15 protein-coding genes are annotated in these 15,017 nt (G+C 38.0%); 14 read left to right on the forward strand and 1 reads right to left on the reverse strand.

What is annotated here, in order from left to right; translation table 11 throughout:
* Positions 1-18: 18 nt before the first annotated feature.
* From IHV11_RS01815 to IHV11_RS01835, 5 genes are all read left to right on the forward strand, one after another.
* Positions 19-1,653 (forward strand): peptide ABC transporter substrate-binding protein, encoded by a 1,635-nt coding sequence (locus IHV11_RS01815; RefSeq protein ID WP_231607364.1) that lies wholly within the window; start codon positions 19-21, stop codon positions 1,651-1,653.
* Between the two features lie 63 nt (positions 1,654-1,716).
* On the forward strand, positions 1,717-2,643 hold the full coding sequence (locus IHV11_RS01820; RefSeq protein WP_197129816.1) for an ABC transporter permease: 927 nt from the start codon (positions 1,717-1,719) through the stop codon (positions 2,641-2,643).
* 1 nt (position 2,644) lies between these two features.
* Positions 2,645-3,568, forward strand: coding sequence for an ABC transporter permease (locus IHV11_RS01825; RefSeq protein WP_197129817.1), 924 nt, complete (start codon positions 2,645-2,647; stop codon positions 3,566-3,568).
* Between the two features lie 8 nt (positions 3,569-3,576).
* Complete coding sequence (locus IHV11_RS01830; RefSeq protein ID WP_197129818.1) at positions 3,577-4,599, forward strand: ABC transporter ATP-binding protein; 1,023 nt, start codon at positions 3,577-3,579, stop codon at positions 4,597-4,599.
* Between the two features lie 38 nt (positions 4,600-4,637).
* Positions 4,638-4,964 carry a metal-sensing transcriptional repressor gene (locus IHV11_RS01835; protein WP_197130047.1) on the forward strand — a complete coding sequence of 109 codons (327 nt, stop codon included), beginning with the start codon at positions 4,638-4,640 and terminating at the stop codon, positions 4,962-4,964.
* Between the two features lie 33 nt (positions 4,965-4,997).
* On the opposite strand, the gene IHV11_RS01840 is transcribed toward IHV11_RS01835, so the two are convergent.
* The gene (locus IHV11_RS01840) at positions 4,998-5,942 is read right to left on the reverse strand and encodes a cupredoxin domain-containing protein (RefSeq protein ID WP_197129820.1); all 945 of its coding nucleotides are present in this window, start codon (positions 5,940-5,942) and stop codon (positions 4,998-5,000) included.
* A 181-nt stretch (positions 5,943-6,123) separates the two neighbouring features.
* Here IHV11_RS01840 and IHV11_RS01845 point away from each other — a divergent pair, with 181 nt between their 5' ends.
* The 9 genes from IHV11_RS01845 to IHV11_RS01885 all read left to right on the forward strand — a co-directional run bounded on the left by IHV11_RS01845 (position 6,124) and on the right by IHV11_RS01885 (position 14,927).
* On the forward strand, positions 6,124-6,456 hold the full coding sequence (locus tag IHV11_RS01845; protein ID WP_197129822.1) for a metal-sensitive transcriptional regulator: 333 nt from the start codon (positions 6,124-6,126) through the stop codon (positions 6,454-6,456).
* A gap of 15 nt (positions 6,457-6,471) precedes the next feature.
* The gene (gene copZ, locus IHV11_RS01850; RefSeq protein ID WP_197129825.1) at positions 6,472-6,678 is read left to right on the forward strand and encodes a copper chaperone CopZ; all 207 of its coding nucleotides are present in this window, start codon (positions 6,472-6,474) and stop codon (positions 6,676-6,678) included.
* Between the two features lie 79 nt (positions 6,679-6,757).
* Positions 6,758-9,166, forward strand: coding sequence for a heavy metal translocating P-type ATPase (locus IHV11_RS01855; protein ID WP_197129827.1), 2,409 nt, complete (start codon positions 6,758-6,760; stop codon positions 9,164-9,166).
* A 12-nt stretch (positions 9,167-9,178) separates the two neighbouring features.
* Positions 9,179-10,042: a hypothetical protein gene (locus IHV11_RS01860; protein ID WP_197129831.1), complete on the forward strand. Its 864-nt coding sequence runs from the start codon at positions 9,179-9,181 to the stop codon at positions 10,040-10,042.
* A 40-nt stretch (positions 10,043-10,082) separates the two neighbouring features.
* Entirely contained in the window at positions 10,083-10,415 is a 333-nt protein-coding gene (locus IHV11_RS01865) for a (2Fe-2S) ferredoxin domain-containing protein (protein WP_197129834.1), read from the forward strand.
* A 28-nt stretch (positions 10,416-10,443) separates the two neighbouring features.
* A complete protein-coding gene (locus IHV11_RS01870; protein ID WP_197129837.1) occupies positions 10,444-10,647 on the forward strand; it encodes a hypothetical protein in 204 nt (67 codons plus the stop codon).
* A gap of 162 nt (positions 10,648-10,809) precedes the next feature.
* Positions 10,810-12,402, forward strand: coding sequence for a multicopper oxidase family protein (locus IHV11_RS01875; protein WP_197129840.1), 1,593 nt, complete (start codon positions 10,810-10,812; stop codon positions 12,400-12,402).
* A gap of 51 nt (positions 12,403-12,453) precedes the next feature.
* On the forward strand, positions 12,454-13,389 hold the full coding sequence (locus tag IHV11_RS01880; protein WP_197129843.1) for a F510_1955 family glycosylhydrolase: 936 nt from the start codon (positions 12,454-12,456) through the stop codon (positions 13,387-13,389).
* 59 nt (positions 13,390-13,448) lie between these two features.
* Positions 13,449-14,927 carry a UDP-N-acetylmuramoyl-L-alanyl-D-glutamate--2,6-diaminopimelate ligase gene (locus tag IHV11_RS01885; protein WP_197129846.1) on the forward strand — a complete coding sequence of 493 codons (1,479 nt, stop codon included), beginning with the start codon at positions 13,449-13,451 and terminating at the stop codon, positions 14,925-14,927.
* The last annotated feature ends 90 nt before the right edge of the window (positions 14,928-15,017 follow it).

Below are 15,017 nucleotides of genomic sequence, written 5' to 3' on the forward strand. Positions count from 1 at the left end.
ATTATGGGAGGCATGGGGATGAAAAAAAGGTTAAGTGTTTTCTTTTCATTTATTTTACTTGTAAGTCTTATTTTAAGTGGTTGCAGCAGTAAGGGGATTGAAGAAGAACCGGCTGCAAGCGATAGTGAAACAAAAAAGGAACAAAAACTAACCATCAATGCCATATCAGAACCTCCTAGTCTAGACCCGGCGTTAATTGATAATCAGATCGCGGGAGACATCAGTAACCAATTATTCGAAGGATTAGTCAGGTTGGATGAAAAAGGAAATGTCGTAGCCGGAGTTGCCGAATCATGGGATATCTCTGATGATAAAACAGTTTATACTTTTCATCTAAATAAGAACGCTAAATGGTCGAACGGAGATCCAGTAACAGCGGAAGACTTCATCTTTTCGTGGGAACGAGTATTGAATCCAGAAGTAGCTGCTCCTCTTGGAAGTAATCTGTTCTTCATCAAAAACGGCGCTGCATATAATGAAGGGACAGTAAAAGATTTTAATGAAGTTGGTATAAAAGCCCCCGATCAACAAACTTTAGAAATCACACTCGAAAGACCGACATCCTTCTTTTTAGAACTGACATCGTTTTTTACATTATTGCCTGTGAACAAAAAGGTAGCAGAAGCAAATGCTAAATGGGCGACAGATGCAAAAACATTTGTTTCAAACGGCCCATTTCAACTTAAAGAATGGAAACACGATCAAGAGCTAGTGATGGTCCCGAATGAGAATTACTGGGCAAAAGAGGTCGTAAAGCTAGACGAACTGAAATGGGTGATGGTAAACGATCAAAACACCGAATATGGTATGTACAAATCAGGGGAGATCGCTGTTGCTGAACAGATACCAAACTCTATCAAGAGCCAGCTCATTCAGAGCGGAGACGCGGAAAAACTACCAAGTGCAAGCGTAGCCTACTTGCGATTTAATCATGAGAACAAGGTGTTCAGTAATCCTAAGATAAGAAAAGCACTGAGTATGGCACTGGATAGACAATTGATTGTAGATAAAGTAACTCAAGGAGGAGAAACACCTGCGTTCTCATTCATACCAAACGGTTTAGGAAATGGTGTGGGAGAGTTCAGGGAGCAGGCAGGAGATTCACTCTATAAGGACAAATCGGTTGAAGAGGCAAAACAGCTATTAGAAGAAGGAAAGGCTGAGTTAGGGTTAAGTAGTCTGCCAAAGGTGAGCCTATTGTTCTATACAAGCGATTTATACAACCAATTAACTCAAGCGATGCAAGAAATGTGGAAGAAGAATCTAGGTTTAGAAGTCGAGCTTAAAACGATGGAGAGAAAAGTGTTTGTTCAAAATGTTCAAAAAGGAGATTACGAGATAGCCATCTATAGCACAGGGGCAGACTACAATGATGCTCAGAACCTGCTCGGTCAGTTTACAACGGGAGATGTCTATAACTATAGTAAAATCTCAATTCCGGCATATGATGACTTGGTTAAGAAAGTAGATACCGAACTCGATCTAAACAAGCGGGCTGAATACATGCAAGAAGCCGAGAAAGTATTACTAGAAGACATGGCGATCGCTCCACTTTACTTTAACAACAAAGTCTACCTGCAACAAGATAATGTAAAAAATGTTCACCGTTACATTATACAAGCGGTTGATTATAGGGAAGCTTTTGTGGAGTAAAGAAATATGATTTGATAGAGGGAAATCGTTTTGGTTTTCCTCTTTCTTTCAAGGAGGTAAGCTATGATTTTCTATATCATTAAACGAATGATGACTGCACTCCTTGCGTTGTTTGTCATCGCCACTCTAACTTTTGTGTTAATGAATCTGATACCAGGTGACCCATTCACGAATGAAAAGAGCATACCTGAACAAGTACTGAAAAATCTGAGGGCTCACTATGGCCTTGATCAGCCGCTTATCATCCAGTATTTCAAATACATGGCAGGAATTATTACTTTAGATTTTGGACCTTCGATTACATCGGATACACGTACAGTCAATGAATTAATATTAAGTGGGTTTCCTGTTTCGGCGGTACTCGGCATACAGGCACTGGTTATTGCAGTCGTCTTCGGGATGACTCTAGGTATCATAGCCGCGATCAAACATAACGGCTGGTTAGATTATCTATCAATGGTTATAGCCATCTTAGGCTTATCAGTACCGAGCTTTGTACTATCAACTGTTCTTATTAATTACTTCGCGATAAAGCTTGAATGGCTCCCAGTCGCTACTTGGGGTACGTGGAGACATACTGTTCTTCCAAGCTTAGCGTTGGCAGTTGGTCCGTTAGCTTACATAGCTAGATTAACAAGGTCGAGCATATTAGAAGTTCTTACCTCAGATTATGTTCAAACGGCTATTGCGAAGGGTGTAACGGGTTCACGGTTAATCTTTCGTCATATATTAAGAAATGCATTGATACCGGTTGTTACTGTACTAGGTCCTATATCAGCTGGAATATTAACAGGGAGTTTTGTGATCGAACAAATATTTGGTATTCCTGGGATCGGAAAATACTTTGTTCAATCAATTTCTGATCGGGACTATCCGGTCATCTTAGGCACAACCATATTTTACAGTGCAATATTGATACTCTTCATCTTAATAATCGATCTGACTTACGGATTCTTAGATCCTCGAATCAAACTAGCGAGGAGGAGATAATATGGAAGCGCTAAACGAGAAGAGAAAATTTCATTTCAAAGAAAAAAACATTCGAATAGTTGAAGAAATCAACGTCCAACCTTTTTCACAGTTTAAAGAAACGTTATATTATCTAACCAAGAACAAACTCGCTGTCGTTGGGCTAATCATCATCTTATTGTTAATCATTATGGCTGTTATCGGTCCTAAGTTAGTGACTTATTCATATTCTGATCAATCCTTACTAGAATCCAATCAACCACCATCAAAAGAGCATTGGTTTGGAACAGACCAATTAGGAAGAGATATTTTTGCCCGAACATGGACGGGAGCAAGGATTAGTTTATTCATAGGAATAATGGCTGTTTTAATCGATCTTATTGTAGGAATAATCATCGGTGGAATAGCAGGGTTAAAAGGTGGTAAAACGGATGAGATTCTTATGCGACTAGTAGATATCCTATACGGGTTGCCTCATCTACTGGTAACCATTCTATTGATGGTTGTTCTCAAGCCCGGACTTACGACCATCATACTAGCGATGGCAGCAACAGGGTGGATTGGAATCGCCAGGCTTGTAAGGGGACAGATTCTCCAGCTCAAAGAATGTGAATACGTTATGGCGTCTCGAGTACTGGGAGCTGGTTTTTATAAGATTTTGTTTAAACATCTTCTTCCCAATACTTTAGGTCCTATCATTGTTGCTATGACTCTATCTGTTCCCGGAGCTATCTTTGCTGAGGCGACTTTAAGCTTTTTAGGCTTAGGAGTACCAGTACCCTTGGCCAGTTGGGGAACGATGACATCCGAGGCACTTGTGACACTATTGACGGGTCACCTATGGATATTATTTTTTCCTGCATTCTTCATTTCGTTAACGATGTTTGCCTTCAATGTGGTCGGAGATGGATTAAGAGATGCGTTAGATCCTAAAATGAGAACGTAGGTGAGTAGATGACGAATCTTTTAGAGGTGAGCAACCTTTATGTCGAGTTTTACGCAAAAAAGAAAACGATAAATGCCTTGAGAGGAGTATCTTTTAGTCTAGGAACAGAAGAAGTGCTAGCGATCGTCGGCGAGTCTGGCAGCGGGAAGTCCGTGACTGCCAAAAGTATACTTAAACTATTACCGCCACAAAACGCTAAAATAGTTGATGGATCCATTCTTTATAAAGAAACAGAACTAACCCAGCTTTCAAAGAAAGAAATGGTCAAATACCGCGGCAGAAAAATTGCAATGGTATTCCAGGACCCAATGACTTCATTAAACCCGACCATGAGAATTGGTGAGCAGATCGCAGAAGGATTAATCGTTCACGATAAGTTACCGAAAAAAGAAGTGTGGGAAAAAGTTCACAGGATGCTCAAACTTGTTGGAATTCCAGAACCAGAATACAATAGTAGAAAGTATCCTCACGAACTAAGCGGAGGTATGCGCCAAAGGGTAGGCATTGCCATGGCCCTCATCTGTGAACCTTCCATCCTCATAGCAGATGAGCCTACAACAGCATTAGATGTATCCATCCAAGCTCAAATAATAGAACTGTTAAAAGAGTTAAAACCGAAGTTAAATATGTCCATCATACTGATCACTCATGATTTAGGCATCGTGGCAAACATGGCAGATAGAATCTTAGTCATGTATGCTGGTGAAATAGTAGAGAGCGGAACAGTAAATGAGATCTTCTATAAAGCAAGACACCCCTATACATGGGGACTTTTACAATCAATCCCGGATGTTGACAGTAAAAAGCCGTTAAAAGGAATTGATGGCTCCCCCCCAGATCTGTCACAAATTTCAAAGGGGTGTTCCTTTGCAGCTAGATGTCCATATGTACTAGATGTTTGTGAAGAAGAAAAACCGACTTCTTTTATGATCGATAAAGGTCATCATGCCTCATGCTGGCTGAATGACGAAAGAGCTCCCATGGTGGAAAGTCCTTTAACTATTAAAAATAAAGAGAAAAAGATTATGTAAAAACACTCAGAGGTGAGAAGATGGCACTAGAAAACATTATGGAAGAACAACACGGTTGCTGTGATTCAACTGCTGCAGAAGAAAAACACACAACTAGATCACAAAAAGAAAAAGAAGAAATGTTGAATAGATTGAAACGAATTGAAGGTCAGGTACGCGGCATTCAGAACATGATTCACGATGAACGCTATTGTATTGACATTATCGTACAATTGAGTGCAATCAACGCAGCGGTAAAAAAAGTGGGCTTTAACTTATTAGAAACCCACACACACCATTGTGTTAAGGATGCTATTTCTTCAAACCAAGGAACTGAAGCTGTAAGTGAGTTAATGAAAGTAATCCATCAATTTACAAAATCATAAACAGATTTAACCCCCCCATTCCGGAGGGTTTTTTCACGAAATTTTTATTTTTCCTATCATGCCAGATTCTTTGTGTCCCGGGATTGTACAATAGTACGTATAGACACCCGCTTCTTTAGGAATGAACGATACCTGATTGGATCGATTTGGTTCAACGTGTAGATGAAAGACAGAATCATCTTCATTTGACATAGCATGATCATGTTCCGATTGAGTGTTTGATGTTTCTACATTCTCATACGAAAAAGAAGAAATTTCAATATCATGTTCAACTGAATCATCATTTAATAATGTTAAGAGTACTTTTTGATCTTTTTTTAAACTAGCATTTGATGAAAGGTATCTATAATCTTTTATTCCTACCTCCCAATTGAAAACTTCTTCCTGTTCAAGTTTTTTATCCTCATTCTTATTAGCTGATGTAGAAGAATGTTGTTCGTGCTGCGTTTGAGCTTTTTCATGTGGTTTAATAATATCATCAGGAAATTTTAAAAAAACCATAAGCAGCAGTCCGCAGCCAAAAAGCATGATGACATTAAAGTATCTTTCAATTTGATGTTTAAGTGTTTCTGATAAGAATTGTAGAATACATAAAATTGTTATTCCTACAGTAAGTAAGATTCCTATCATTACCAATATCTGTGCTTGTTTAAAACTTAACATTACTGTTAACATGGCACCCATCATCCCGGCCATTATACCTGAAAAAAGTCCTTCAATCATTAGATGGAAATGAAGTTTAGACCCAATTAATAAACCTGCTAGACCACTTAATAATATTGAGAAAAGTGTGGCATACAGCAAATTATCTTTAAAGTACACGCCTAAATAAAATCCAGCGGTCAGACCCATACTCATAGTGTAAGCCATTACGTAAACCATATTGTTCATTAAGGAATCTTTAGACTTATAAAAAAAAGATGATAGAAAAACTAAAGCTGTACAAATCACTAAAACCCCTAAAATGTAAATTGACATTTAAGCCCTCCTTGTCCATTCCTTCATTCTAAGTTATGAGAGGAAGATATCGATTTATGCAAGTTCATTATAAACTCGAAAAAAAATGCACATTTTATATGAGTAAAAAAAAAATTAAAATCGGGCTTTACATAGGGTAGGGGGGTATAGTAAAATTAAAGTAAATAAAGGAGGTTATCTGATGGAAATAGTAAAACCAGATGATCTAAATAATGATCAATGTTGTGATACGAACGAACGGAAGAGTCATCATTCCGATAAAATAAAGAACAATCTGATCACACGATTAAATCGGATCGAAGGGCAAATTAGAGGTGTTAAAGGGTTGATTGACCGTGACACTTACTGTGACGACGTTATCACTCAAATTTCAGCGATTCAATCAGCATTAAATAGTGTTGGAAAAATTCTTCTTGAGGGCCACTTGAAAAGTTGTGTTGTAGAGAGAATTCAAGAAGGCGATCAAGAAGTATTGGATGAACTTCTAGTTACTGTTAAAAAACTGATGAAATAAAAGGGAGAGATATCAATGGAAAAAACCACATTAAAAGTAGAAGGTATGTCTTGTAACCACTGTATAATTGCTATTGAAGGAAGCGTTGGAAAGTTAGACGGTGTCTCACACACTAAAGTAAACCTTAAAGAAGGTATCGTTGAGGTAGAATATGATTCTTCAAAAGTAAACCTGGATGAGATCAAAGAGACGATCGATGATCAGGGTTACGATGTAAAATAAATCGCGTGCTTATCATAGCACGCTTTCTTTTCAGTTGAAATATACCCCATATAGGTATATCGAAGGGATGATGAAAACCATGAGTACAAAAGAAACGACATTACAAATATCAGGTATGACCTGTGCAGCCTGTGCGATCCGAATTGAAAAAGGTTTGAACAAGTTAGAGGGAGTCGAGAAAGCGAACGTAAACCTTGCTCTTGAAAAATCAACCGTTTCTTATGACCCTCAAATTTTAAAGGTGGCCGATCTCGAGAAAAAAATAGAAGATCTCGGATATGGAGTCGTCACTGAAAAAGCTGAATTCAATTTGACTGGCATGACGTGTGCAGCATGTGCAACAAGGATTGAAAAGGGGTTAAACAAACTTCCCGGAGTGATTAAAGCTAACGTTAATCTAGCATTAGAAACCGGGTCAGTACAATATAATCCATCTGAAGTTTCTATTGGAGATATGATTAAAAAAGTTGACCAATTGGGATATGGTGCAACCCTAAAGGAAGACTACAAAGAATCGGTTGATCATAGAGCAATGGAGATTGAGAAACAGAAAGGAAAATTCATCTTTTCTGTCATCCTCTCATTCCCTTTATTGTGGGCAATGGTTAGTCATTTTGAGTTTACATCTTTTATCTATTTGCCTGAGATGTTCATGAATCCTTGGGTTCAATTGGCGCTCGCGACACCTGTACAGTTTGTTGTAGGGAAACAGTTTTATGTAGGAGCTTATAAAGCGCTCCGGAATAAAAGTGCGAACATGGATGTACTCGTAGCATTAGGAACTTCTGCAGCTTATTTCTATAGCCTGTACCTATCTATCCTTTCCATCGGTACCAATCAAGGGATGGTGGAAATGTACTTTGAAACATCGGCAATATTAATTACACTTATTGTGTTGGGAAAACTTTTCGAAGCAAAAGCAAAGGGGCGTTCCTCTGAAGCGATTAAGAAACTGATGGGACTGCAAGCTAAGACAGCTATCGTGGTTCGTGATGGTAAAGAAATCGAAATAGCGATAGAAGAAGTGGAAGCCGGTGATATCGTATATGTAAAACCAGGTGATAAAGTACCGGTCGATGGTGAAATCATCGAAGGGCGTTCAGCATTAGATGAATCGATGCTGACAGGTGAGAGTGTACCTGTCGATAAGACAATAGGGGATACGGTAATCGGTGCAACCATTAATAAAAACGGGTTCCTAAAAATAAAGGCAACAAAAGTAGGGAAAGATACGGCCCTGGCTCAAATCATAAAAGTCGTTGAGGAAGCACAAGGTTCAAAAGCACCGATCCAGCGTCTAGCTGACCAAATCTCTGGTGTATTCGTGCCTATAGTTGTAGGCATCGCTGTTCTTACCTTCATTATCTGGTTTGTTTGGGTAAGTCCCGGAGAATTTGCTGTTGCGCTTGAAAAATTGATTGCTGTCCTTGTTATCGCGTGTCCTTGTGCATTAGGATTAGCGACTCCTACTTCAATCATGGCAGGCTCTGGCCGCTCAGCTGAATTTGGTATTTTATTTAAGGGTGGAGAACACTTAGAAACCACTCATCGAATCGATACTGTGATCTTAGATAAAACGGGTACGGTTACAAACGGTACTCCAGAACTTACAGATATTATTGTGGAACCATCATTCAGTGAAGAAGAAGTGTTAAGACTAGTAGGTTCAGCAGAGAAAAATTCTGAACACCCATTGGCGCAAGCTATTGTAGAAGGAATCACCAATAAGGGAATCCAGTTATCGAGTTCGGAGGATTTTGATGCTATTCCTGGGTTTGGTATCAAAGCTGTAGTTGCAGGTAAAACACTTTTCATCGGTACACGAAAATTAATGAAAGAAAACAACGTTACCATCTATGATTCTAATAATCAGATGGAGGAACTTGAAAAAGCCGGTAAAACCGCGATGCTCGTGGCGATAGACGGAGTATATGCAGGAATTATCGCTGTAGCCGATACGATCAAAGAAACATCAAAAGATGCGATTTCTCGATTAAAAGAAATGGGTCTTAAAGTTATCATGATCACAGGAGATAATCAGCAAACAGCTAAATACATTGCTAAACAAGTGGGGATTGATCATGTCATATCTGAAGTTCTTCCTGAAGGAAAAGCAGATGAGGTGAAAAAGCTACAGGAGCAAGGTAATAAAGTGGCCATGGTCGGAGACGGAATCAATGACGCTCCAGCACTAGCTGTAGCGGATATTGGGATGGCGATTGGCACAGGTACAGACGTTGCGATGGAGGCAGCTGATGTAACGCTGATTCGTGGCGATCTGAACAGCATTGCAGATGCCATCTACATGAGTAAAAAGACAATACGAAACATCAAACAAAATCTTTTCTGGGCTTTTGCTTATAACGTGTTAGGCATCCCTGTTGCTGCACTAGGTTTTCTTGCCCCATGGCTTGCAGGAGCTGCGATGGCATTCAGCTCGGTGTCAGTTGTTCTTAATGCACTTCGTTTACAAAAAGTAAAACTGTAAGGAGGGAATTCTATGAAGGACAATATCGTTTTAAGGTGGACATTGTCGGCTGTATTGATACTCGTTATAGTGATCGGGAGCTATTCCGTATTTGCAAAGTACGCAGAACCATCGACTAGTGAACATGCTGGTCATGTTGGAGAACAGAATACATCTGATTCATCTGATACAAAAGATAAGGAAAAGCAGGAGGCTGGACATGGTGATCATGGGGAGAGCCAAGGCAATGTATCAAAAAATAGTGATATTACACCAACTCTGCATTACGAAAACAATTTAATCCATATTGAGTTGAAAGATAAAGAGGGAAACCCAGTAGAGGAATTAGAGATCGATCATGAGAAACTGATGCATTTGATCATCGTAAATGATGAACTGCAGCAGTATTACCACATTCATCCCGAGAAAAAAGGGAATGGTGTGTTTACCATACAGCACAAACTGGAAGAAGGAAGCTATAAAGCGTTCATAGACATTAAACCAAAAGATAAAAACTATGAGGTGCAGCCACTTCCAATCGAGGTTGGCGCTGGTGATGCCCACGGTGAACATGATTCGTTAAAGCCAGAAACTGAGTTCACTAAAACAGTCAATGGCTACAAGTTAACCATGAGTCCTGAAACCTTTACATCAGGTGAAGAAATTGTGTTGGATTTTGATCTAAAAGAAAACAAACCCGAGCCCTATCTAGGAGCGCTTGGTCATGTAGTCATATTAGACGAAGGTGGAGATGAGTATGTTCACGTCCACCCAGCATCGGAAACAGATACAAAGTTTGCCACAAAATTTGACCAGCCAGGTATATATAAAATTTGGGGTGAATTTAAGATAAATGGAAAAGTGAATGTTTATCCATTTGTAGTAGAAGTTAAGTAAATTTTACGTTCTATCTCTCGGGAACGAGGTGAAGCACTTTATGGAACTTTCTGGCGTTTCAAAACACGTGTTATTGTGTAACGGAGCTAGCTGCATCAAAAAAGGGGCTGAGGAAGTTACGAATACCGTTCGACAAGAAATTAAAGATCAAGGGTTATTAAACAAAATTCATACTACTAAAACCTTTTGCAACGGAAGATGTAAAGAGGGACCGACAGTCGTAGTCTACCCGGATGGAGACTGGTATAAAGAGATGACTCCTGAAAAGGGAAAACAACTGATCGATAAGATTAAGTCTGACGAAAAGTTAGATGAAGCTCTAGCTTATACGTATGACGTTAAGTCATTTGCGAGATTTCAGGATAATAAATAAAATACTTTATTCATAGGAGGAGCAGTTGATGGTTATCCAGCCGAACATGTCTGTAGTGGATATCGTTAAGGTATGGCAAGATACTAGTGAAGTTTTTGAAAGGTTTAATATATCCATTAATAATGGCGAAAAACTATGTTCAGTAGTGAATGAAAGAACTCTAACTATTTTATTAGATGAGTTAAATAGAAGAGTAAATAGTTCTAAGATGACCTGCATCAAAGGTGGATGAAGGATTTCTATTAAAGAGTAGGTTACTCTTTATGAAAAGTACCGATTTATTGTTCGGTACTTTTTTTATTTATTTCGTGATTTGAAGAGTTATGAACTTATTAGGTTGCTCCATAAAAATTGCATATTTTTTTAGTACGGTTAATTTGAGGAGGGAAAACCAATGAAAAAGCAATGGTTGATTTCTTTAATGTTACTGGTACTCATTTTGGTTATAACAGGTTGTAGCCAAGAGGGTTCAAAAGATCAATCTAATGAAAATAAGGTACAAGCAAAAGAAGAAATTTTAGAAGGTAAAACAATTAAAGAGTTCTCCATTACTGCAAAAAAAGAGAATTGGGAATTGAAGTCCGGTAAGACCATTGAAGCTTGGACTTATAATGGAAGCGTCCCTGGGCAAGAGATTAGAGTAAAAGAAGGTGAAGGGGTAAAGGTTACAATCAAGAATGAACTTCCGAAGCCTGTAAGTATACATTGGCACGGTGTCCCTTTATCGAATACACAAGATGGTATTCCCGGAGTCACACAAGATGCTATTGAAACAGGCAAGGAGTATACGTATCAGTTTGTCGCAGATACCCCTGGAACGTATTGGTATCATAGCCATCAAGACAGCGTAAATCAGGTTGATAAGGGGCTTTATGGAGTCTTTATCGTTGAATCTAAAGATGATGAACAGTATGATCGAGATTATTCACTTGTTTTAGATGAATGGGAGTCCAATCCAAAGCAAGAATCCGAAGAAATGGATGGAATGGATCACTCAAACATGGATATGAATGAGTCAGATACAGAAGATATGGAAGGTATGGATCATTCCAATATGGACATGGGGGATAAGAAAAATAAAGACAGCAAATCTTCCGATAACGGTTCAATGAATGGTATGGACCATGATATGTCTTCTTATGATATATATACAATAAACGGTAAGTCATATGATAAAAGTAAACCCCTTATAGCGAAAAAAGGAGAAAAAGTAAAACTCCGATTTGTAAATGCCGGATATATGTCTCATAAAATTCATATTCCATTGAATTTTAAAGTAACCAACGTTGATGGTCAGCCCGTGAATCAACCAATCGAACAGGAAAATAAGGTACTTGAAGTTGCACCTGGTGAAAGGTATGATATAGAGTTCATTGCAACAGGTGAAACCGTAACAATCGATTGCCATGGTGAGATGGATGCATCTAAAGACATGAGGATAAATATCCAAGCCGAAGAAGAGGCGGTGCAGCCTGTTGCTCACAAAAAAGATGCGGGCATGGTGAAACCAGATGAGTTTGGTAAAGAGATTAAAGGGAATTTCTCATTAAACGATTCTTTCGATTTAGAATACAAAATGGACCTTGCTACTGATATGGATTCCGGTGAGATGAAGTACACCATAAACGGGAATACTTATCCTAAGACTGAAAATATAAAGGTGGATAAGGGTGATAAAGTCAAAGTCACTTTAACAAACAAAAGTATGGATAAATCTGATCACCCAATGCATCTACATGGCCATTTCTTTCAAGTATTAAGTAAGAATGGAAAACCTGTAGAAGGAGCACCATTAATGAAAGATACACTAAATGTAAAGCCTGGAGAAACATATGAGGTTGCATTCGTAGCTGATAACCCAGGTAACTGGATGTTCCACTGCCATGATTTACATCATGCCTCAGCTGGTATGATGACCATGGTGAAATATAATAACTTCAAACCTTTTTACAAGGATGAAGGTAAAGTAAATAATATTTCAGAATGAAAAACCTCGCTCAAGAGGTTTTTCTCTTTGTTTATGAAGGAGAGGTAAATTATGGCTAAAAAGAAAAAAACAACAAAAAAGCCATTTAAACTTAAGGGTATTTTAATTCTTGCAGCGATTAGCTTAGTTTTGGTTTTAATACTTTTATTTACATTCAATGATAAACAATCAAGTGTAACGTTCACGGATATCCATGGGGTAGGATATTCAAATGACGGAAAAAAGATCTTTATACCTGCACATGATGGAATCAAGCAGTACGATACGATGAACAAACAATGGCAAGCAACACCTGGTGAGAAAAATGATTATATGGGTTTTTCAATGGTGGATGATGGTTTTTATAGCAGCGGCCATCCAGGAAATGATTCAGACAAACCAGACCCGTTAGGAATCGTAAGAAGTAAAGAGATAGGTGGGGAAATCGAACTGCTTGGCTTAGAAGGCGAAACGGATTTCCATTTTCTCGCTGCAGGCTACGAAAACCATGTCTTGTATGCCTATACTTCTATGGCTAATTCAAGAATGCCATCAGATGGTCTTTATTATTCCAATGACGATGCTAAATCATGGAATGAAAGTGACTTAACAAATGTAGAGGGGGAGATCACAGGTATTGCGGTCCATCCTACTGATACGAATGTCGTTGCAATAAGTTCTCAAAATAAGGTTCATCTATCAAGAAATAAGGGTAAAACATTTGAAGAACTGACGAACATGAAACAAGTTACATCACTTACGTTTACTAATAAAAATTCACTCTTAGTAGGTGGGTTTGAGAATAAAGCGTTCCTTACAGAAATCAATATAAATGATAGTTCGGAAAAGGAGATAAGTATTCCGACACTCCAGGAAGATGCCATATCTTATTTAGCTAAGAATCCAGTGGATAAAAACATCGTTTTTACTACCTTTAAAAAAGATGTGTATTTTTACAATGGTGAAAGATGGATCAAACTTGTTAATCAAGGAAAAGCAGTTAATTAATAAATTATCTTTTATCAGGTATACTTCATTTTTGGTTAAACAAATAAGGAGCAGAATCCATGGAATTAATAACATTACTTCAAGAATTAAATATATCAATAGAGGATTATCCACAAGCGTGCAGGATAGGCATAAAAGGGATCAAGTCAAATTCAAAGTTTGTTGAACAAGGAGATTTGTTTGTCGCTATAAATGGATATGAAGTAGATGGTCATGATTTTATTAAACATGCAGTCGATTCCGGAGCAGTTGCTATCATAGGAGAATCAGATTATCAATCAACTGAAATTCCTTATATTAGAGTAACAGACAGCAGAAAGGCACTAGCAAAACTAGTAAGCTGCTTTTATGGCTACCCTTATAAAAAACATATAATGATAGGTATTACAGGAACGAATGGCAAGACTACCACTGCTTATATGCTTAAGCATATTTTAGAAATGCAAGGAAAAACCTGCTCACTAATTGGCACTGTAAATACGATTATTAACAACGAGGTAATTCAATCTAAAAATACGACCCCTGATTCGATTGAATTAAACCAACTGATTGCGAAAAGTAATGATGATGTTGTAATCATGGAGGTTTCTTCACACGGCATCGAACAGAATCGTATAGAAGGCATATACTTTGATTTTGCTATATTCACCAATTTAAGTCATGATCATATGGATTATCATAAAAATATGTGGGAGTATTTTCAGGTTAAAGCGAGGCTTTTTGCTCAGTTAAAACCAACAGGACAAGCCATTATAGCTACTTACACCGATTGGGGAAACAAGCTAGCAGATATGTTGACTACATCTAAAATTCCTCATTTCACAATGGGGGTAGGTGAGAATAGTTTAACAGTCAAAGAGATAATACCCTCGTACTTTTCTGAGTTCAAATATTATATGGATGGCAATCCTTATCTAATAAAGTGTACCATTCCAGGTATCCATAACGGATGGAACATGATGACTGCGATATTGACAAGTAATATAATGGGTCATAACATCGAATCCATTCATCATTCATTACAGTCATTCTCTGGTGTCCCGGGTAGATTTGAAACATATACGCATCATAATGGGGCTTCATTTGTCATTGATTATGCACATACTGCTGATGCAATTCACTACTGTTTAGAAATTGCAGAGCGCGAACAAGCAGAACAAATCATACATGTTCTTGGTTTTAGAGGTAAAAGAGACGTAACAAAGAGAGAGGTTATGATAGATTCTTCTAAAGAATTTAGTCATTTAATCATACTAACACTAGATGATTTAAACGGAGAAAAAGAAGAGTCCATGATTAGTTCCTTAAATGAATTAAAAGAACGGTTCCTTGATCTTCCTATTGTTGTAATTCCAGACCGAACCCAAGCGATTAGTTTTGCTTGGAGAAAAGTTAATGGATCAAAAGATTGGGTGTTTATTACAGGAAAAGGTTCTGAGAGGTATGAGCAAGTTTTCGAATTGCCATGTTCATCCGATAAGGAAACTATAACGTATCTAAAAAACAGGACAAATAATAACAAATGCATATTCCCTTAAAAAATTAGAAGCCGACAAATGTCAGCTTCTTTTTCTATCTTTAAATATTTTGCTTTTCTTCAGTTGAGATTGCACGTAAAAAGAATTTTC

The sequence above is a fragment of the Fictibacillus sp. 26RED30 genome, from assembly GCF_015903845.1.
Lineage (GTDB): Bacteria > Bacillota > Bacilli > Bacillales > Fictibacillaceae > Fictibacillus > Fictibacillus phosphorivorans.